This is a genomic window from Acinetobacter sp. 231_lipA, assembly GCF_058243005.1.
Window position 1 is genome coordinate 1459865 of the sequence record NZ_JBZAYU010000001.1, and the last position, 19242, is coordinate 1479106.

General features: G+C 34.6%; 16 protein-coding genes. 11 read left to right on the plus strand and 5 right to left on the minus strand.

Annotation, left to right across the window (positions count from 1 at the left end; genetic code table 11):
• The first annotated feature begins 2 nt into the window (after positions 1 to 2).
• The 6 genes from AC4CUX_RS07370 to AC4CUX_RS07395 are packed head-to-tail and all read left to right on the plus strand — an operon-like array spanning position 3 to position 6277.
• Positions 3 to 1295: an oligosaccharide flippase family protein gene (locus AC4CUX_RS07370; protein ID WP_490792280.1), complete on the plus strand. Its 1293-nt coding sequence runs from the start codon at positions 3 to 5 to the stop codon at positions 1293 to 1295.
• Positions 1296 to 1303: 8 nt separating this feature from the next.
• Positions 1304 to 2452: a UDP-galactopyranose mutase gene (glf, locus tag AC4CUX_RS07375; protein WP_153566302.1), complete on the plus strand. Its 1149-nt coding sequence runs from the start codon at positions 1304 to 1306 to the stop codon at positions 2450 to 2452.
• 8 nt (positions 2453 to 2460) lie between these two features.
• Positions 2461 to 3207, plus strand: coding sequence for a DUF4422 domain-containing protein (locus tag AC4CUX_RS07380; protein ID WP_490792281.1), 747 nt, complete (start codon positions 2461 to 2463; stop codon positions 3205 to 3207).
• Positions 3208 to 3217: 10 nt separating this feature from the next.
• Positions 3218 to 4408, plus strand: a complete 1191-nt coding sequence (locus tag AC4CUX_RS07385; RefSeq protein WP_490792282.1) for an O-antigen polymerase — start codon at positions 3218 to 3220, stop codon at positions 4406 to 4408.
• A gap of 16 nt (positions 4409 to 4424) precedes the next feature.
• Positions 4425 to 5357: a hypothetical protein gene (locus tag AC4CUX_RS07390; RefSeq protein WP_490792283.1), complete on the plus strand. Its 933-nt coding sequence runs from the start codon at positions 4425 to 4427 to the stop codon at positions 5355 to 5357.
• Positions 5358 to 5386: 29 nt separating this feature from the next.
• Positions 5387 to 6277 (plus strand): glycosyltransferase family 2 protein, encoded by an 891-nt coding sequence (locus tag AC4CUX_RS07395; RefSeq protein WP_490792284.1) that lies wholly within the window; start codon positions 5387 to 5389, stop codon positions 6275 to 6277.
• Between the two features lie 21 nt (positions 6278 to 6298).
• Here AC4CUX_RS07395 and AC4CUX_RS07400 read toward each other — a convergent pair whose 3' ends face one another.
• Positions 6299 to 7135 carry a glycosyltransferase family 2 protein gene (locus AC4CUX_RS07400; RefSeq protein ID WP_490792285.1) on the minus strand — a complete coding sequence of 279 codons (837 nt, stop codon included), beginning with the start codon at positions 7133 to 7135 and terminating at the stop codon, positions 6299 to 6301.
• Positions 7135 to 7809 (minus strand): sugar transferase, encoded by a 675-nt coding sequence (locus tag AC4CUX_RS07405; RefSeq protein WP_153566308.1) that lies wholly within the window; start codon positions 7807 to 7809, stop codon positions 7135 to 7137. The genes AC4CUX_RS07400 and AC4CUX_RS07405 overlap by 1 nt, the downstream gene beginning before the upstream one ends.
• A gap of 308 nt (positions 7810 to 8117) precedes the next feature.
• On the opposite strand from AC4CUX_RS07405, the gene galU reads away from it, so the two are divergent.
• From galU to AC4CUX_RS07430, 5 genes are all read left to right on the plus strand, one after another.
• Positions 8118 to 8993, plus strand: coding sequence for a UTP--glucose-1-phosphate uridylyltransferase GalU (galU, locus tag AC4CUX_RS07410; protein WP_279744251.1), 876 nt, complete (start codon positions 8118 to 8120; stop codon positions 8991 to 8993).
• Between the two features lie 18 nt (positions 8994 to 9011).
• Positions 9012 to 10265 carry a UDP binding domain-containing protein gene (locus AC4CUX_RS07415; protein WP_153566310.1) on the plus strand — a complete coding sequence of 418 codons (1254 nt, stop codon included), beginning with the start codon at positions 9012 to 9014 and terminating at the stop codon, positions 10263 to 10265.
• Positions 10265 to 11926 (plus strand): glucose-6-phosphate isomerase, encoded by a 1662-nt coding sequence (gene pgi / locus AC4CUX_RS07420; protein ID WP_490792286.1) that lies wholly within the window; start codon positions 10265 to 10267, stop codon positions 11924 to 11926. The genes AC4CUX_RS07415 and pgi overlap by 1 nt, the downstream gene beginning before the upstream one ends.
• Before the next feature lies 1 nt (position 11927).
• Positions 11928 to 12950, plus strand: coding sequence for a UDP-glucose 4-epimerase GalE (gene galE, locus AC4CUX_RS07425; protein WP_279698149.1), 1023 nt, complete (start codon positions 11928 to 11930; stop codon positions 12948 to 12950).
• A 117-nt stretch (positions 12951 to 13067) separates the two neighbouring features.
• The gene (locus AC4CUX_RS07430; RefSeq protein WP_279698209.1) at positions 13068 to 14516 is read left to right on the plus strand and encodes a capsule assembly Wzi family protein; all 1449 of its coding nucleotides are present in this window, start codon (positions 13068 to 13070) and stop codon (positions 14514 to 14516) included.
• 104 nt (positions 14517 to 14620) lie between these two features.
• Here AC4CUX_RS07430 and AC4CUX_RS07435 read toward each other — a convergent pair whose 3' ends face one another.
• From AC4CUX_RS07435 to AC4CUX_RS07445, 3 genes are all read right to left on the minus strand, one after another.
• Entirely contained in the window at positions 14621 to 15991 is a 1371-nt protein-coding gene (locus AC4CUX_RS07435; RefSeq protein ID WP_279698147.1) for a phosphohexomutase domain-containing protein, read from the minus strand.
• 88 nt (positions 15992 to 16079) lie between these two features.
• A complete protein-coding gene (locus tag AC4CUX_RS07440) occupies positions 16080 to 17678 on the minus strand; it encodes a Tn7-like element transposition protein TnsE (RefSeq protein ID WP_278344879.1) in 1599 nt (532 codons plus the stop codon).
• The gene (locus AC4CUX_RS07445) at positions 17678 to 19228 is read right to left on the minus strand and encodes a TnsD family Tn7-like transposition protein (RefSeq protein WP_278344880.1); all 1551 of its coding nucleotides are present in this window, start codon (positions 19226 to 19228) and stop codon (positions 17678 to 17680) included. The genes AC4CUX_RS07440 and AC4CUX_RS07445 overlap by 1 nt, the downstream gene beginning before the upstream one ends.
• Between the last annotated feature and the right edge of the window lie 14 nt (positions 19229 to 19242).

The following is a 19242-nucleotide window of genomic DNA, read 5'->3' on the forward strand; positions in this document are numbered from 1 at the left end:
CGATGAAAGCAAATAAAATACTTAAAAATTTTTCTTATTTAGGCATAGTTCAAACTTTGAACTATGCCTTGCCTGTTATTACGATACCCCTAGTATCTAGAGCTTTGGGAGTCGAAAAAATAGGATTAATAAGTTATATTTATTCATATATAATATATCTCATTTTATTTATAAATTATTCTTTTTCATTAACAGCTATAAGAAAACAGAATAAAATAGATGATTTAAATCATGTTTTTAGTTTGGTTTTTAAGAGTCAAATATTTTTACTTATTTTGACAATACCATTTTTAATTTTAGCTTTGTTGTTTGTTCCAGATATTAAGCAGAATATGCTTTTAACTTGTATTTCTTATATTGCAGTAATAGGGGCTTTTTTTGATAAAAACTGGGTATACCAATATAAGCAAGATTTAAGTTTGGTTGCAATTATCAATGTGGTACTTAAGTTTTTAAGTGTTTTATTGATAATATTATTTATAAAAGAGCAAAAAGATTATCTGGTTTATGCTGTTATTTTATATGGTGCTACCTTATTAACTAATCTATCATTGTTTTTAATATGTATAAGAAAATATGAGATAAAGGTTGTAAAAATTAAAATTCAGCAAGTGTTTGAGTTTTTGGAAGAAGGTAAAATGTTGTTCTTCTCTTCCGTTGTAATAAGTCTTTATACTTCCACCAGTACACTTTTGCTAGGGTTGTATTGTAATAATCGGGATGTTGGATTGTACACTGCTGCAAGTAAATTGGTTGATATTGCAAAAGTATTTGCAATTATGCCAATTACACAATTAATTTACCCAATTGTTACACAAAAGATTTCTGATAATGTTGAAGAGGGCGTTCTTTTTGTAAAGAAGCTTATGCCTATTTTTAACTTAATGGCAGTGTTATTATTTCTTGGAGCAATTATAGTTGGGCCTTTTATACTTTATTTACTTTTTGGAGCAGAATTTTTAGATGCAATTCCTATTTTATGGGTACTGAGTTTTACTTTAGTGCTAATACTTTACAGTACTGTATTTGGTATTTTACTGATGGTAAATTTAGGGATGGATCACTTATTTTTTAAAAATCAATTATATGTGGCTATTTTTAGTATTTTACTTACAATTTTAGTTTTACCATACGGTGCGGGGATGACATCTGCTATCATATTGGTTGCTAGTGAAATAATGATTACTGCGTATCAATACTATTGTCTTAAATCAAAGGGTTACCAGCTTTTTAATTTAGACATGCTTACCAAAAAAGCATTTCTAGATGCAGTAAAGGCAATTAAAATACATTAGGATTAAATATGAATTTCTTGATTGTTGGTGCAGGTTTTACCGGTGCTGTTATTGGGCGTAAACTTGCTGAAGTTGGTCATAAAATAACAATTATTGATCAGCGCCCACATATTGCAGGAAACTGCTATACAAAGCGAGATGAAGAATCACAGGTGATGGAACACGTATATGGTCCACATATTTTTCATACCAGTGATGAGCATGTATGGGAATATGTCAATATACATGGAGAGTTTTTGCCTTACATTAATCGAGTAAAAACAACTTATCAGGGGCAAGTATATTCTCTACCTATCAATTTACATACAATCAATCAGTTTTATCAAAAATCGTTTAATCCTAAACAAGCTAAAGATTGGATCCAAAATATTGCAGATCAATCTATTGATGAGCCACAAAACTTTGAACAGCAAGCATTAAAATTTGTGGGTAAAGATTTTTATGAGGCTTTCTTTAAAGGATATACTAAAAAACAATGGGGATGTGATCCAGCTGAATTGCCAGCGAGCATATTGAAACGGCTACCAGTTCGCTTTAATTATGATGATAATTATTTTTCGCATAAATATCAAGGTATTCCTAAGGAAGGATATACGACTATTGTAGAGTCGATTCTCAATCATGAGAATATACATGTTCAATTAAATACTAAGTTTGATAAAGCCTTAATAAAAAGATTTGATCATATTATATGGACGGGACAGTTAGATCAATGGTTTGACTATGCAGAAGGGCGATTAGGATATCGAACACTTGATTTTGAAAAACATACTGCAAATGGTGATTTTCAGGGTACAGCAGTGATGAATTATGGCGATGAAAATATTCCATACACTCGTATTTCTGAGCATAAGCACTTTACGCCTTGGGAAAGACATGAAAAAACAATTTACTTCAAAGAGTTTAGTCGAGCATGTACTAAGAATGATATTCCATATTATCCGATTCGTTTAGTGAATGATAAGGTGTTGCTAGATAAATATATTGCTCTAGCAGAAAAAGAAACGAAAGTGACTTTTGCTGGGCGTTTGGGTACTTACCGGTACATGGATATGGATGTGACTATAAAAGAAGCATTAAATTTAAGTGATTCTATTCTTAGTGATTTGGACGAACATAAAGCCATCAAAAGCTTTTATCATATTGAGACAATGTAGATAATTGTATGAAAGTAGAAATATATATAGCCACTCATAAAGCTTATAACTATCCTAAGATTGATGGGTATATTCCAATTCATGTTGGTAAGGCATTAACAGATTTAGACTTAGGAATTATTGGTGATAATACTGGTGATCATATTTCTGGATTAAATCCAAATTTCTGTGAGCTTACAGCACTTTATTGGATGTGGAAGAATAGCGATGCTGATATATTAGGGCTAGTTCACTATAGAAGATATTTAAAAGAAAATATTCGTGGAGGTAATATTTTAAATAATCAATATGAAGTATTATGCATAGATTATGTTGATAAAGTTTTTAAAACGAAAACCAATACGGTTTTTCTCCCTAATAAGGAAAAGCTTTTTTACCAGAAGTATAAAATTAAATTCAGTGTCTCTATGAAAAAACAGTATGAATTAAATCATTATAAAAAAGATTGGGCTGAGGTCGAAAATATTATTGAAAGAAAATTTCCAGAATATTTGCCAGCACTGAGAAAAGTGGAGCAGAGCAACAAGATTTCCTTTTATAATATGTTTATAGCACATCGTGATTGGGTCAATAGTTATTGTGAATGGTTGTTCTCTATATTATTTGAGCTTAAGGAAAGGTTTGATATAAGTAATTATAATGCGTACCAGAGTAGAATATATGGTTTTATTTCGGAGAGGTTATTTAATGTATATCTTCAGTATAATAAAGAGCAGTATAGTTTAAATTACCTTGAAACTTTTATGGTGGAATAAGAGGTGGTTTATGCTTAAATATTCATGTAATCCTTTTTTTATCTATGGTTTGAGTTTTTCATTGATACTAATTTTACTCTCATTTGGTATCTCTAATTTATACTATCTTGAGTATAATTCACTATTAATATTTGTGCTTTTTACAATTATTCTATCCTTTTTTATGGGCTATATTTTAAGATTTTACATATCAATAAAAATACAACGATCTTTTAATATTCTAAAAGAGGTTGGTGTATTTAATTGTATTTCCATAGTTGCTATTTTATTTACTTTATTTTTGCTGGATTGCATTAGTGTTGGTGTTATACCTATTATTGAGGTTTTAAAAGGTAATACATACAGATATATGGATTTTGGTGTTCCATTATTGCATGCTTTTCTGATTATATATACCTGTATGATTTGCTTTGCATATTTTATTAGATACTTGAAGTTTTCTAGTAAAAGGTATTTGTTTGTGATGCTTTTTGCACTTTTTTTGCCAATATGTTTTATAAATAGACAGGTTTTTATTTATGAAGTTATAGGATTAATAATTTTATACTTTACATATACAAAAAAAATAAATTTTACACGTATTTTTAAGTTTTTTTCTATATTTTTGTTAGTGTCAATATTTTTTTCTGCAGTAGGAAATTATCGAACTGTTTCGGATAGCCAAGGGACTGTTGATGGTAGCTCTAGTTTAATTTCAGGGCTTTTGGATGTGAATACTAAGTATATGCCTGATTTTTTATCATGGCCATATGCTTATATAGTTACACCCTATGGAAATTTGCAATATAATTATAAATATATGTCAAAAAATGAATATGGATATTCTGATTTTAGTAAAGCTGTTCGTTTAGAAATTTTCCCAGATTTTCTTTCTAAAAGATTTGTAAGTGAATATGATGAAAATGATGCAAAGCCTATGTTGATTTCGGAAGCTTTTAATGTTGTCACAGGTTATGCAGAGATCTATGTTATTTATGGTGTATATGGATTAATCCTATATTTTTTATATTTCAGTTTTGTGATGATAATATTTATTATATTTATGCCTGTCAGGGGTTTTTTTATTTCATTAGCAGGGCTTTGTGCTACAACATATTTGATTACATACTCAAATATGTTGTATCAGCAAACTCAAATCTTGTTCCCAATAGCGGTTGCTATTTTTACTAAATTTAGATTTGGTAATTTTAGATTTGTATAGTAGATGGAAGCTTAAATTGATTACTCAGAAAGTTGATATAGCAATTCAGTCTTTTAAAAAGCCAGAATTACTTTTATATACCTTGCTTACTTTAAAGAAAACCTCACAAGATTTAATTGATAATGTATGGATTCAAGATGATAGTGATGATGATCGTACAATTAAATTTTATGAATCTGGGAGTTTTAAGGAGGCATTGTTTCCTTGGAATATTCATGTCAAGAAGAACTCACAGCGTGGTGGGTGGTGGTTTACTCCAGTAAAAGGGTTATATCCAACGTATTTATCGCCATTGAAAAGATTACTTTTTTCACTAAGAGCGAAATATCGTGGTACTGGTTTTTCTTTAAAAAGAGAAAACTCTAGATATCAGTGGGCAATTGATAACACGGATAAAAAATATTTACTGATTATTCATGATGATATTGTTTTTTATCAGGATGTAATAAGTAGTAGTTTAGATAAATTCGGTTCAGACCAAAATTTAGCAATTGTTGGGGATTTAGGTCAGTGTTGGCGGTGTAACTATCACAAAAAAAACTGCAATCCGCAAAAAATAGTACAAGGCTATAGACCATCTAAATATTGGCCTGATATCGAACCAGAAATGGACGGACATCGTTGGCCATGTAGAATTAATGAATGGTGTTGTATCCTAAACGTTGATGTTGTTAAACATATTGAAGATAAATATAGTGTACTCTTCGGTGGATATGATAATCATGGAGATATAGCAGCTTATTGGTTTAATCTAATAAATCAGGAAGGTTATAGTTTTGATGACCTTGCTGCTACACCTGAAGCAAAGGTAAATCTTTTTTTACATGCGGATGGTGGATCAGGCCATTCTGTTTGGGTGGATCAAGGTGATGGTAAGAAAGTTTATGATGGGAATCATATATTAACCAAAATAAAGAGTGATTTTAATATTGAAGTTTTAGTTAATTAAAGCTTTTCTTATTTATTTAAAGGAAAAATATGAAAGTTATTTCTATCATTGTTTCTTATAACCCTAGTTATAGTGGTATTTCTAATCTAGCCGAGCAGCTGAATAAAAGTTGTGAAGAAGTAATTATTGTAGATAATAACTCAGAGCAAGATTTTTCCCAAAGTTTATTGCAATTGAGTAAATGTATAGTATTAAGATTATCAGATAACTTTGGTATTGCATTTGCACAAAATATGGGTATAAAAAAAGCTATTGAATTAGGTGCAACCCACATCTTGTTTTTTGATCAGGATAGCAAAATTAGTAATAATTTTGTAGATGATTTAATTAGTGATTATGAAAAAATATCGGTAGAAAATACAAAAATTGCCGCTATTGGTCCAAGGTTTATAGATGAGAATAAAGGTTTCTATTTCCCTGCCCTAAGATTTAATAAATATGGGCTCATAGATAAGATTTCTGTTGAAGATATTAAAGTTCCAACTGAAGTTAGTTTTCTAATTTCCTCAGGTACTTTAGTTTCGGTTAATTCATTAAAATCTATAGGATTTATGAAAGAGGAGTTTTTTATTGATTTTGTGGATACAGAATGGTGTTTTAGAGCTATAAGCATGGGCTATAAATTATATATGTCTGAGCGGGCTGTAATGAAGCACAGTATCGGTGATGATACTTTGAAGATTTATAACTTTAATATTCCTGTGCATTCGGGTTTTAGGCGCTATTATCGTATTAGGAATCTCTTCTTTATGTGGAAGATGCCTTATATACCAAAAATATTAGTTGCAAAGTTAATGGTTACTAATTTTCTGATCCAAGTAATATTATTTTTGTTGAAAGATAAAAAACTGGATTATATTAAATTTTATTTGAAGGCAATAAAGGATGGAGTAAAACAAAGTAAAGATTACCGAGTGTAAGTCGATAATCTTCTTCTGATATTATTGGAGTTGGTCTAAACAATCTTTATTAATTTTTTGTCGCCCGCTATCAAAAAACCAGCCCCACTTATTAAAATATTGATAAGCACTTTTTAGGTGAGCTTTCAAAAGCGTCTTATTTTTATACGAGCCTTGCTCATGTAAGTGAGTGACATGGGCCTGAGGGTAGTAAATGGCACCATATTTCTCGGCACAACGTCTTGATAAATCCACATCTTCCATATACATAAAGAAGCGTTCATCAAAACCACCAAGTTCAAGTAGCGCATGACTTGAAAATAGCATGAAACATCCAATCAAATTTGGAGCAAATATTGGTCTTTCTATAGAAAACTTTTTAAGGAGATACTCTTGGTCAAGTTTTTCACCTAATGCTGGAGAAAAACGTCGAGCAAATAGGTTCATTGGTGTTGGTAATAAACGCGCACCATGCTGATCTGTCCCGTCCCCTTTAAAAATTCGAGGTAAATATAGACCAGCTTTATTTTCAGATGCAAAATTTAATAATTTTTCAAATTGAATATTTTCAAATGCGATATCGGGATTACAAATTAAAAAATAGTCACTGTCTTTTGCATATTGTTTGATAGCTAAATTGTGACCATAGCCAAAACCAAAATTACCTTCTGACTTTAAATAAACAACTTTTTCATGAACGAAAGTGTTTGCCCAGTCACTCGCTGAATTGTCTACTAAAATGACTTTATGAATAGATGGAGCATTGATTAAAGAGTCTAATGTTGGCTTAAGCTCTTGATAACTATGGTTATATATTACAATAGAGGCAATGACATTGATGCTTGAAGTCGTTGTTTGGTTTGGAGTATCAGTTGCCATTAATAAGCGCCTTTTCTAAATAGAACAACGAGAACAGTTTTGGCTAAAATTTTTAAGTCCTGGAAAAAAGACCAGTTTTGCACATATTTTTTGTCTAAAAGAACGCGAGTATTATAGTCGACATCGTTTCGACCACTGACTTGCCATAAGCCTGTGAGCCCCGGAGTGACGTGTAAATAATAAATAACATTATCTTTATATTGAGGTAATTCTGCTGCTGTTACAGGGCGTGGTCCAACAAAACTCATTTCACCCTTCATAATATTAATCAATTGGGGCATTTCGTCCAAACTAGACTTTCTTAAAAAGTACCCAATTTTTGTAATTCTAGGGTCATTTTTTAATTTATAAGTACTATTCCATTCTTCGCGAGCCTGAGCATCTGAGGCGAGTAATTCTTGTAATAATTCTTGAGAGTTGCTCGCCATTGAACGAAACTTTAGGCATTTGAATGTCTTACCATTCTTTCCAACACGTTCATGCCCATAAAAAGCACTTCCACCATCAAGTTTTACGATTAAATAAAAAAATAAAAAAAATGGTGATAATAAGATGAATAGCAAAATAGAGAATAATAAATCAAAAGCCCTCTTAGATGGATGTTGAAATTTATTAATATTTAGGTTTTCTGTTTTGCTAATATCAATTATTTTTTCTGGGAAATGATCATTCATAAATACATCTTTTTGTTAAATATCTATCTGCAGATCAAGTATAGTTTAATGTTAATACACTTGAATGGAAGAAATGTTACAGGTTGAATTTAATTTTAGAATTTTATTCAATTTTATAAAAAAATTCTACCTTTGTAGCGCCTAGTTTCTCTAAGTTATTTTCGGTTAACAGATAATGAACAAAGGTGTCATTTTCTTTTCAAACTCACGTGATAGCTTACCATTCATGATTTTTTACAGGTAAACTATATACATAATTGTAATTCCTGTTTTATGAATTTATTGTAATGAAGGTAGTGAATAAGAGAATGATTAAAAAAGCAATTCTTCCTGTTGCTGGACTAGGTACCCGTTTTTTACCTGCAAGTAAGGCAATACCAAAAGAAATGGTGACAGTGGTAGACCGTCCAGCAATTGAGTATGTAGTCAAAGAAGCTGTAGCCGCTGGGGTTGAGCAAATTATTTTAGTCACACATTCATCAAAGGCTTCCATCGAAAATTATTTTGATCGTAACTTTGAGTTGGAAACAGTATTAGAACAAAAGAATAAGTTTGATTTACTTAAAGAAATTACTGAGATTTTACCTGAAAATATCAGTGTTGTTAGTGTGCGCCAACCACAACCTTTAGGGCTTGGTCATGCTGTTTTATGTGCGAAGTCTATTGTTGGTGATGATGACTTTGCTGTGCTCTTGCCTGATGTTCTGGTTAAAGAGACTGATGAGCGTAATGATTTGAACATAATGATTGAGCGCTACAATGTTTCAAAAGCGGCACAGATTATGGTTGAATCCGTTCCAGATAGCATGGTGGATCAATATGGTATAGTCGATGTTGCTGAAACTCCTGCAGAGGGCGAAAGCATCATTATGCAGGGAATTGTAGAAAAACCAGCTATTGGGACTGCACCGTCAAATTTATCTGTTGTTGGGCGTTATGTATTGCCTGCCAAAATCATGACTTTACTAGAACAAACACCGAAAGGTGCAGGGAATGAAATTCAACTGACAGATGCGATTGCAATGTTGCAGCAGTCTGAACCTGTTGAAGCCTATCGTATGAAAGGGCGTACTTTTGACTGTGGAAGTAAAATTGGTTATTTAAAAGCCGTTTTGCACTATGGTGTTGATCATCCAAAATTAGGCGATGAATTTAAAATATTGATCCAAGAGTTAAACTTATAAGAAATACAAGGGGGAAGTATGAAAATAGCAATGTTTGGTACAACATTGTATGCAGGTGTGATTTCGTCATTACTTGCTGAAAGTGGGCACCAAGTCTTTATTTGTAATGATTTACAAGATCATACAGCGCTATTCAACCTTAGAGACCAAGATGTAGTACGTTCTTTGGAGAAACAGCACAAAAGTGGCTTTCTAAGCTATTGTGATTTTGCAGCCCTACCTTTAGACATAGATGCTTATTTTTTTAGTTTTAATCCAGCTCAAGAGGGGGAGGCACTTGGTGTTGCTAAGCAACTAAAAATGCGTACGATTATTCATCCGAAATTGATGATTAATGCCTCTACGTTTGGTCTTAACGGTACTGAAAAATTAAAAGCCGTATTAACAGACGATCATTGGGTCTATTTTCCCGATATTATTCAAGAAGGTCAGGCTTTTAAAAGTGTGACGAGTGCTTCTAAGGTGATTATTGGCTGTGCCGATCAACAAGCACAAAGTCATTTAGAAGAAATGTTACGCCCAATTTTTCCCCGACCTCAGCAATATTTGTTTATGCCAGTTTTAGATGCTGAATTTACCAAACTCAGTATTTCAGGCATGTTGGCAACGCGCATTAGTTATGTCAATGATCTAGCTGCGGTTGCCGAGAAATTAGGTATTGATATTGCCCATGTTCGTGATGGGATGGCTGCGGATAGCCGTATAGGGGAATCATATTTGTATTCTGGAGCGGGGTTTGGTGGAGAAAATTTTTCACATGATATTTTGACTCTATCAAATACCATCAGTAATACAGGAACAAAAAGTCAACTTCTGGGACAAGTTTGGGATATTAATGAGCAGCAAAAGGAGTTTCTTTTCCGTAAGCTGTGGAATTATTATCATGGAAATTTAGCTGGAAAAACCATTGCAATTTGGGGGGCTGCTTTTAAGCAACATACCTCAAGTACCAGTTTTTCATCTATTCATCCGATGCTTGCCGCATTGTGGGCACAAGGTGTGACGGTTCGTTTGCATGATCCACAGGCCTTAGAAGAAATACACACAATTTATGGTGAACGTGATAATTTAATTTTATGTGAAGATCAGTATGACACGGTGAATCAGGCACACGGTTTATGTGTTCTAACTGCATGGAAGCAATATTGGTCACTTGATTATACGCAATTAAAACTTAAATTAGCCCATCCTTTGATTTTGGATGGACGTAATATTTATCAACCTGATTATGTTAAAAGTCAGGGTTTTGCATATATAGGAGTAGGAAGATAATGATAAATTTAACTATTTTTCCTAAAAAAACGCTAGCAACAACACTTGAACATTTACAACACTTAAGTAAAACCATTGGCCAGAAGCACTTAAATACTTTTTTTGCCGAAGATGACCAAAGATTTAAGCATTTTTCTGTTCAATATGATGAGATCACTTTTGATTTTAGTAAGCATCGTGTTGATGAGTCTGTAATCAGTGCATTGATTGATTTTGTACAAGTTCGGGATCTTCCCACTTGGACGAAACGTTTATTTTCAGAAGAAGAAATTAACTATACAGAACAGCGTGCAGCTATGCATTGGGCGCTTCGTTTACCGAACCATGATGAACAGCATCCTAAATTAGCAGGCAAAGTACATGAGCAATTAGAGCGAATGTATGCATTGGTTGAGAAAATTCATGCGGGTCAGTACCGTGGTGCAACGGGTGAAGTCATTCAAGATGTAGTCAATATTGGTGTGGGTGGGTCTGATCTAGGGCCATTAATGGTGAGTCACGCTCTGTCTGATTTTAAAGTCAATACAGTCAAACCACTAAAAGTGCACTTCGTATCTACCATGGATGGTAGCCAACTTTCAGATTTACTGCATCAGTTACGTCCAGAAACGACATTATTTATTATTTCATCTAAGTCTTTTGGAACAATTGATACACTATATAATGCACAAACTGCACGTCAATGGCTTGAAAAGCAGTTGGGCCAATCAGAAGCGGTAGATCAGCATCATTTTATTGGGGTATCGACTAAGCCTGAGAAAATGACAGAATGGGGTATAGCAAGCCATAATCAGTTTTTGCTCTGGGATTGGGTCGGCGGTCGTTACTCTTTATGGTCGTGTATTGGTTTGCCGATTGCATTAAATATCGGTGTACATGGTTTTAAGCGCTTACTTGCAGGTGCTCATGCAATTGATGAGCATTTCCAAAATGCCCCTTTACGCCAGAATATTCCTGTTCTTATGGGGATTTTAGGGATATGGAATCATAACTTCTTAGGCATTCAGACGCAGGCTATTTTACCTTATGATGGTCGTTTAAAGTATTTTTCGACATATCTACAACAGCTTGAGATGGAGTCAAATGGTAAGTCGATTCAGCGTAATGGTCAAAAAGTTGAATTAGAGACGTGTCCTATCGTTTGGGGTGAAGTGGGTCCAAATGCACAGCATGCTTTTTATCAATTGTTACACCAAGGTGCGCATAAAGTGAGCTGTGAGTTTATTGCACCCGTTAATCGTTATGCTGCGAACCAATTTACCTATGTAAAAAATGCCAATGCATTGATTGATCAACATCATTTAGCGCTATCAAACTGTTTGGCTCAGTCTCGACTATTGGCCTTTGGTAATCAGGCACTTGATGCTGAAGAAGTGGCGGGTCTAGAGAATTATCAAAAATATGAAGGTAATCAGCCTAGTACAACCATTTTGCTCAAAGAGCTTAATCCTTATACCCTAGGTATGTTGGTTGCGTTGTATGAACATAAAGTATTTGTGCAGTCTGTACTTTGGAATATCAATGCTTTTGACCAATGGGGAGTTGAGAAAGGTAAACAAATTGCGAATCAAGTACTTCCAATTTTGACTGGTACAGAAAAAGATTATGTTGATTTTGATAGCTCTACCCGTGGTCTATTAGATATTTTACTTGGAAAATAAAATGGCAAAAATATTAGTCACCGGTGGGGCTGGTTATATTGGTTCACATACTTGTTTGGAATTATTGAATGCTCAACATGAAGTTGTTGTATTGGATAATTTATCAAACAGCTCTGAAGTGTCATTATCGAGAGTTCAAGCTTTAGCAAATAAAAGTTTAACTTTTATCCAAGGTGATATTCGCGATGCGCAGATTTTAGATCAGATCTTTGCACAGCATCCGATTGATGCGGTCATCCATTTTGCTGGTTTAAAAGCAGTTGGCGAAAGTCAGGTCATTCCACATGCTTACTTTGATCATAATGTTGCAGGTTCGATTAATCTTGTTCAAGCGATGATTCGTGCCAAAGTGTTTAAATTGGTCTTCAGTTCATCAGCAACAGTTTATGATGAAAAAAATATATCACCGTTAAGTGAAGATATGCCAACAGGAATGCCAAGCAATAATTATGGCTATACCAAGTTGATCGTTGAGCAAATGTTACAAAAGCTTGCCAAGTCAAACGCTATTTGGTCCATTGCCTTGCTGCGTTATTTTAATCCTGTTGGCGCCCACAAAAGTGGCCAAATTGGAGAGGATCCACATGGAATTCCAAATAATTTAATGCCATTTGTGACTCAGGTTGCCGTAGGGCGACGTGAGAAGTTGTCAATATTTGGTCATGATTACGATACCCCAGATGGTACAGGGGTGCGGGATTATATTCATGTTGTTGATTTGGCTTGTGCGCATGTCTTGGCGATTCAGAACAGGCTGAATGATACAGGTTGTCGTGTTTGGAATATTGGCACTGGCAATGGGATTTCTGTACAGCAAATCAAGGATACCTTTGAGAGAGTCAATAATGTGCATATTCCTTTTGAGTATGCGCCACGTCGGGCAGGGGATGTTGCAACAACGTTTGCTGATAATGCTCGGGCGGTTGCTGAATTAGGTTGGCAGCCAAAATTTGGGTTAGAAGATATGCTGGTTGATAGTTGGAACTGGCAAAAGCAAAACCCAAATGGTTTCATGCCGGACTGATACAACATTTTAAAGTCTGAATAAGTCATGTATTGATTATGCAAACAATCATGTATTTATTCCCTTATTTTAAAAAACATCGCTATGATGTTTTTTAAAAATGAACTTAGATGAAGAATATTTATGAGATATCAAAGTATTAGATTTTTGTCACTTGCGGTTTTATCTGCACTTTCTTTGCCAGCAATTGCACAAGGAATTGTTTTAAATAATGAAGACTTACGAACTGATTTAAATTGGTTAAATCAACAAGGTGTGATTCAAATTAGCACGTCTACATGGCCTTTAAGTGGTGATGAAATACAACGTGCTTTATCTAATGCAAAGATTGATAATCAAGTTCAGCAGCAAGTCTTGGACTCCGTGCAAGCTGCTTTAAGTGCGGAAAATACAACGGCCAAAGCCAGTTTATATGCTGAATCTGATCCCCAAAATGTACCGCAACATTTTGCAGATGAACAAAAATCACAATATCAAGCGGCTGTTGAGTTCAATGCTGGTGGGGCGCAATGGGATGCAAGACTGCGTATTAATGCTGAAAAAGACCCTATTATTGATAATGGGCATGATGTGAATGTTGAAGGGTCATATTTAGCTGGAAAGTTGTGGAATCAATGGTTGATTGCAGGACAAATTCCAACCTATTGGGGACCTGGGCATGATGGTAGTCTAATTCGAGGGGATGCAAGTCGTCCAGTATACGGTTTTACAATGCAACGCGCTGAGCAAAAGGCATTTGAAACGAAATGGCTGTCTTGGATTGGTCCTTGGCAATACCAAGTTTTTGCTGGACAATTGGATGATTATAAAGCGATTCCAGATACAAAATTATTAGGTCTGCGTTTGACAGCCCAGCCTTTACCTTATCTTGAATTGGGTGCATCGCGCACATTCCAGTGGGGGGGGGAAGGACGCTCAGAAAGTTGGAATACTTTATGGGAGGCGATTAAAGGTAATGATAACGTTGAAGAAGGTGAGGTTGATAAGTCCAACCAAATTGCAGGCTTGGATGCCCGTTTAAATCTACAACAATGGTTTAAAGTCCCTGTAAGTTTATATGGACAGTTTGTCGGTGAGGATGAATCAGGATTACTGCCATCTCGGAAAATGTATTTGGCAGGACTCGATTATTCCTCACAAGTGAAGAATATGCCGTTCCAGCTTTATACTGAATGGGCAGATACTCGAACCAATGGCGATGTTCTAGGTTATTCTTATAATCACTATGTATATACAGATGGTTACTACCAACATGGATTCCCTTTAGGTCACGCTATGGGTGGTGATGGTCAGATGTATAGTTTAGGTGGGGATATTCGTTTCGATAAAATGAATCGTTTAAATGGTCGCATCTTGTTGGCAAAAGTGAATCAGTCAGGACTTGAAATCAATCATGCTTTTCCACAAAAAGATGAAATCAAAGCTCTGGATTTAACGTGGACACATTATCTTCGTCCGAATACGCCGTTGAAATTAAGTGGTTGGGTCAGTGACTCTGACGTGTATAGTGGAGATAGCGGCGTGTCTTTAGGGATTGAAATTCCATTGGATCGCTCATTATTTTAATAAGCTGTCCGTTTTTAGAGAACCCATCGGGAATTCAGCTAAAAATAAAAACCATTCAACCTATATGATAAGTTGAATGGTTTTTTATTAGCATGCAGAACAATTTAACCTTGAATCAACTGCGTTAATTCATCCACATAGTCTTGTATTGGTTGTGGATTTTGGTCTTTACGGCTTTCAATGTTGAGACGTAATAAAGGTTCAGTATTGGAAGCACGTACATTTAGACGCCATGCACCAAAATTCAGGCTGATGCCATCCGTTTCATCAATTGCAGGATTTTGATCGGCAAAGTGATCAAAAATCTTTTGAATGGTGGCTTGAGTATCCGTAACTTTAAAATTGATTTCACCCGAACAAGGGAACTTTTCAATCATATCTTCAACCAGTGAAGACAATGTTTGCTGGGTTTCTGAGAGTACAGAAATTGCCAATAACCAAGGAATCATACCGCTATCACAATAAGAGAAATCACGGAAGTAATGATGTGCTGACATTTCACCGCCATACACTGCATTGTGCTCACGCATTTTTTCTTTAATGTATGAATGCCCTGATTTAGACTGAATCGCTTCACCTTGGTATTGTTCAATCACATCAAAGGTATTCCAAACCAGGCGAGGATCATGCACAATTTTCTCACCAGATTGTTTCAGTAAGAACGCTTGTGCCAATAGACCGACAATATAATAGCCTTCAATAAATTGGCCTTTCTCATCAAACAGGAAACAGCGGTCAAAGTCACCATCCCAAGCAATGCCCATATCCGCAGCATGTTCAAGCACTGCATTTTGAGTGCTGTCACGATTTTCAACTAAAATTGGGTTGGGAATACCATTAGGGAAAGTACCATCGGCATCATTGTGAATTTTGACAAATTCAACAGGCATATTGAGCTGTTTAAATTTTGCTTCAATGGCATCAACCACATGACCAGCCGCGCCATTGCCCGCATTCATAACCAATTTAAGTGGGCGAATTTTGGCAGGATCAATATATGACATTAAATGATCGATATATTCAGGCAGAATATGGTATTTTTCAGTTTTGCCTTTGGCTGTAACTTCATTAAAGTTGCCTGATTCAGCCAATAAGCGAATTTCTTTTAAACCTGAATCTGCTCCAATGGGACGTGCATTTTCACGCACCAATTTCATGCCGTTATAGTCCATCGGGTTGTGGCTTGCCGTGATTTCGATACCACCTTGTACATCAAGATGAAAAGCGCCGAAATAGACTTCTTCTGTTCCCGTCATGCCTAAATCTAAAACATCAACACCAGCATCATTTAAGCCTTTGATGATGGCTTGTTTTAAATCTTCACTGCTGAGGCGGATATCGCAGCCCACCACAATTTTTTTTGGTTGATAAATTTGCCCATAGGCACGACCGATTTTATAAGCAATCTCTTCATTGAGTTCTGTACCGAGTTTGCCGCGGATATCATAGGCTTTAAAACAAGTAAGTTGTGTCATCTAAATTCTCGAAATAATTCCTGCAAAGTAAGGAAGGTATGATTATAGAAGGAAAGTAGTTCCTATATGCCAAGTTACAGTTTAACTTTTATATCAACTGTACCTTTACTATGATCCGTTGAGCCCAGTCAGCGTAATAATTTTCATCGTCTAGTTGTTTCTGTTTAGACGGATGATTAATCGTAGTAAAGGCAGTAATACCTCTTATCTCAGATAGAAACTTTTTAGGCCAACTGAGCGATTGAGAAAGTATAGAATTGTTTAATTTTTCCAAATCGGTCTCAATTAATAATTGTGTTCTTTCTTCATATCGGAGTAATAATGTGGAGATGTTCTTTTTGCCATCAGAGGTATCAATTTCACATAGATAAAATTTTTCATGATTTTGTTTGTTTATAATTTTATAGACATAAAAGTATCGTAGTTGCTTACCATTAGAAAAATTATGCCCTCTAAAAGGGTTATGTTTTTTAAATGGAGAGTTGTAGATTTCTTTGATGTCATATCCTACTTCTTCAATTTGGTTCAATACTTTAATTAAGTCTTCATGCGTAATTCGCTCTATTTGAGTGTCTGATTCATGTGTAAATCCAGGTATTGTGCCCTCGATATCTCCTTCTCCTCCTGCAAATCCTTCATCTTGATTTTTATTTTCATCCATTTTCTTTAGTATTTTATTCCGTACTGTAGTTTTAGTAGGCGGCGTTTCTAAAGAAATTTTTAAGTCTTCTATTGTATAAATTTCTGCAGGAAGGTTTCTTAGCTTGATCAATCGCTGATCGATATCTGCATCAGCATTTTGATTCAATTTCTCTTTAGAGGAATTTGTTAGTTTTGGTTTATTTGAACGTTGAACTTGAGGATTTTTGATTTGTTGTATCATTTTTCTTGTAGTGAAATGAAATTGTACAGGTCTATCAATTCCAGTCTCCAAATTTTTGAAAGATGTGATGCGTTCAATTCTGTAAATACCAGTTTCTTTATCATAAATTCCATCTACTGTTAGATCAATATTTTTAATCTCAGGAATATTCATATCGAAATTAAAATTTTTAGCATTGTTTTGATCAATAATTGTTTTTTGATAAATACTAAGGAAGGCTTTATTTAAATCAGGTTGTAAAAGAATTAAGGCCAATTTTTTCAAAAAATGAGGATCAGAGATATCTGCTCTCAGAATTTTTTTGTTTTGCGCAATAGTAATATGAATAGCTTTTTCATCATTCGTATCCACTAGAATATCTGTTGAATAGTTTTCCGCAAAGAGTGCTGCACGTAAAAGATAAGGATGTGAAAAGAATAGATCCCGAGCAAGAATGAGTTTCGGTATTTGAATAATAAGATTTTTATTTAATACTTTTGAGTAGTAATCAAACTCAAAACAGATCCGGCCTTGATCTCTTTTTTTATGCTCATCCCCCAATAGAGTGATTGTTCTGAATACTGTGAAATTAACATTTTCAAGTGTATGGAAAAATAATTCCTTTAGCTCAGAACCTACAATTGGGGTGAGATAGTCATAAAGAATAATACTCTCAATTGGTAATTTAAGCTGAATAGAACGTTTAATAGTCGGATTAAAAAAGTGAGTATTAATATCGAACCGAGTTTGGCCGCGGCGACTAATTTCTGTTGAAGTATAATAAATCAAATTCTTCGGTAACTCTTCGATTGGGCAATCGCTCATTATTTTATTTCTCTCTCAATATTATTAAAAAATCTACGAGCTTCTGGCGTTAAGCGTTCAGAGCTTAATCCTGATAGTCGAAGAAATACACTCGATGGGTAAAACTGGCTTTCAGTGTGTTGACGAATAAATGTTCGTGTAAGGCGGCGTATTTGATAACAATCTACAGACTCTGCGTAACGCTCTAGAAAGGCGGTGGTGAGTGGTAAAAAACTCCAGTTTTTTTCAATCATACTTACCGAGCCAAGTTGCTTAATAAAAAACTTTTTTGTCCATTGTGGAGAGTCGAGATCTTCTAATAATTGATCCCGGATTTTGATGAGTTGTTTAATCAATTGTTGATCTCGCTTTTTCCAATCTACACGTGGCTTGGGAATGGCTGAAGGTAATATCACAGCAGATTTATTTGTCAGTAATAGCCAGTTCTTATGATTACGATATAACCGAGCGTAAAGTGCAGGATCACATTGACGTGCCTGCTTAACAGAATTTTTCTGAATTAGTTTTGTCCATTGTTTTTGATCTTCAGATAATATCCTATCTATTTTATTATTAACACATACAGGGGGAGCTTCGTGCTGCCGATCTAAGTTTGTTTTTTCTATTGATGCTAAGCTAACATATTGCTTATATGTTTCAATTGGTTTTTGCTCTGGAACCAGCGATTTTAATACAATGCAATGCTCAAGATAAGAAAATGCTTTACGATGTTTCCTGCACATATTTTTGAGCCAGCAGTTCTCAGAAAGCAGATCATCTAAATGATAGTATTGAAGAAAGCTTTCGCCCCAGTAATCTAACACAAGGTGACGAATTTTTTCGTAGTTGATATTTTTTTGACCTGACAGTAAGTCTCTGTCTTTCAATAGATTGAAGTAGGCATTTGATAAAATCGATACATCTTGTACTGCAAGATGGCTCGATTGAATAAGTAGATCCTTGATTATTTTTGCTAACTCTAGATGGCGCTTAAAGTCTTGTGAATTAATAAAAAGTTGTGAGGAGTCAATAAGGACATTTAAATGAGCATTATAAAATCTTCGGTCTAGCCCATTGCAAGGAACATCGCTGACAAAAAGGGCAGATTCATGCTTTGTACAATATTCATATCCTGTAATCTGCCAGCTACGTTTCCAATACACTTCACCATATTGTTCCATCTGTTCTTGCCAACAATGCGGACAGAACCGAAAAAAATTCACAGATTTAATTCGCGACGCATTTTTTCCCAACTTGGTATGTAATGATTGATACTGTTCACCCTGCAATACATGTACAGCATAACGCATCACTGTATCAGGTTGAAACGGTTGATAAATTGGTAATAAGGTGTGCTGGTTGATTAAATGGATTGCATCATAGCAATCGGGTAGATAACTGGCCAATTTGTCTATGTAAGACGGTAAATCGTAAGTTGGCGTCAAATTTCTATTATTGAATAATTCTTCAGTAAGGTATTTGGGACTTAAAATTCCATTGTGAATAGCATAACGTGCAATCACACTGTAAATTAACTCATCTGGATATGGTATTGGAAAATTTGAAATCATAATACACTTACTCT

Excerpts from the sequence above, each read along its gene's own strand:
- AC4CUX_RS07370 (WP_490792280.1), top strand. The coding sequence starts at position 3 with ATGAAAGCAAATAAAATACTTAAAAATTTTTCTTATTTAGGCATAGTT.
- glf (WP_153566302.1), top strand. The coding sequence starts at position 1,304 with ATGAATTTCTTGATTGTTGGTGCAGGTTTTACCGGTGCTGTTATTGGG.
- AC4CUX_RS07380 (WP_490792281.1), top strand. The coding sequence starts at position 2,461 with ATGAAAGTAGAAATATATATAGCCACTCATAAAGCTTATAACTATCCT.
- AC4CUX_RS07385 (WP_490792282.1), top strand. The coding sequence starts at position 3,218 with ATGCTTAAATATTCATGTAATCCTTTTTTTATCTATGGTTTGAGTTTT.
- AC4CUX_RS07395 (WP_490792284.1), top strand. The coding sequence starts at position 5,387 with ATGAAAGTTATTTCTATCATTGTTTCTTATAACCCTAGTTATAGTGGT.
- AC4CUX_RS07400 (WP_490792285.1), bottom strand. The coding sequence starts at position 7,135 with ATGGCAACTGATACTCCAAACCAAACAACGACTTCAAGCATCAATGTC.
- AC4CUX_RS07405 (WP_153566308.1), bottom strand. The coding sequence starts at position 7,809 with ATGAATGATCATTTCCCAGAAAAAATAATTGATATTAGCAAAACAGAA.
- galU (WP_279744251.1), top strand. The coding sequence starts at position 8,118 with ATGATTAAAAAAGCAATTCTTCCTGTTGCTGGACTAGGTACCCGTTTT.
- AC4CUX_RS07415 (WP_153566310.1), top strand. The coding sequence starts at position 9,012 with ATGAAAATAGCAATGTTTGGTACAACATTGTATGCAGGTGTGATTTCG.
- pgi (WP_490792286.1), top strand. The coding sequence starts at position 10,265 with ATGATAAATTTAACTATTTTTCCTAAAAAAACGCTAGCAACAACACTT.
- galE (WP_279698149.1), top strand. The coding sequence starts at position 11,928 with ATGGCAAAAATATTAGTCACCGGTGGGGCTGGTTATATTGGTTCACAT.
- AC4CUX_RS07435 (WP_279698147.1), bottom strand. The coding sequence starts at position 15,991 with ATGACACAACTTACTTGTTTTAAAGCCTATGATATCCGCGGCAAACTC.
- AC4CUX_RS07440 (WP_278344879.1), bottom strand. The coding sequence starts at position 17,678 with ATGAGCGATTGCCCAATCGAAGAGTTACCGAAGAATTTGATTTATTAT.
- AC4CUX_RS07445 (WP_278344880.1), bottom strand. The coding sequence starts at position 19,228 with ATGATTTCAAATTTTCCAATACCATATCCAGATGAGTTAATTTACAGT.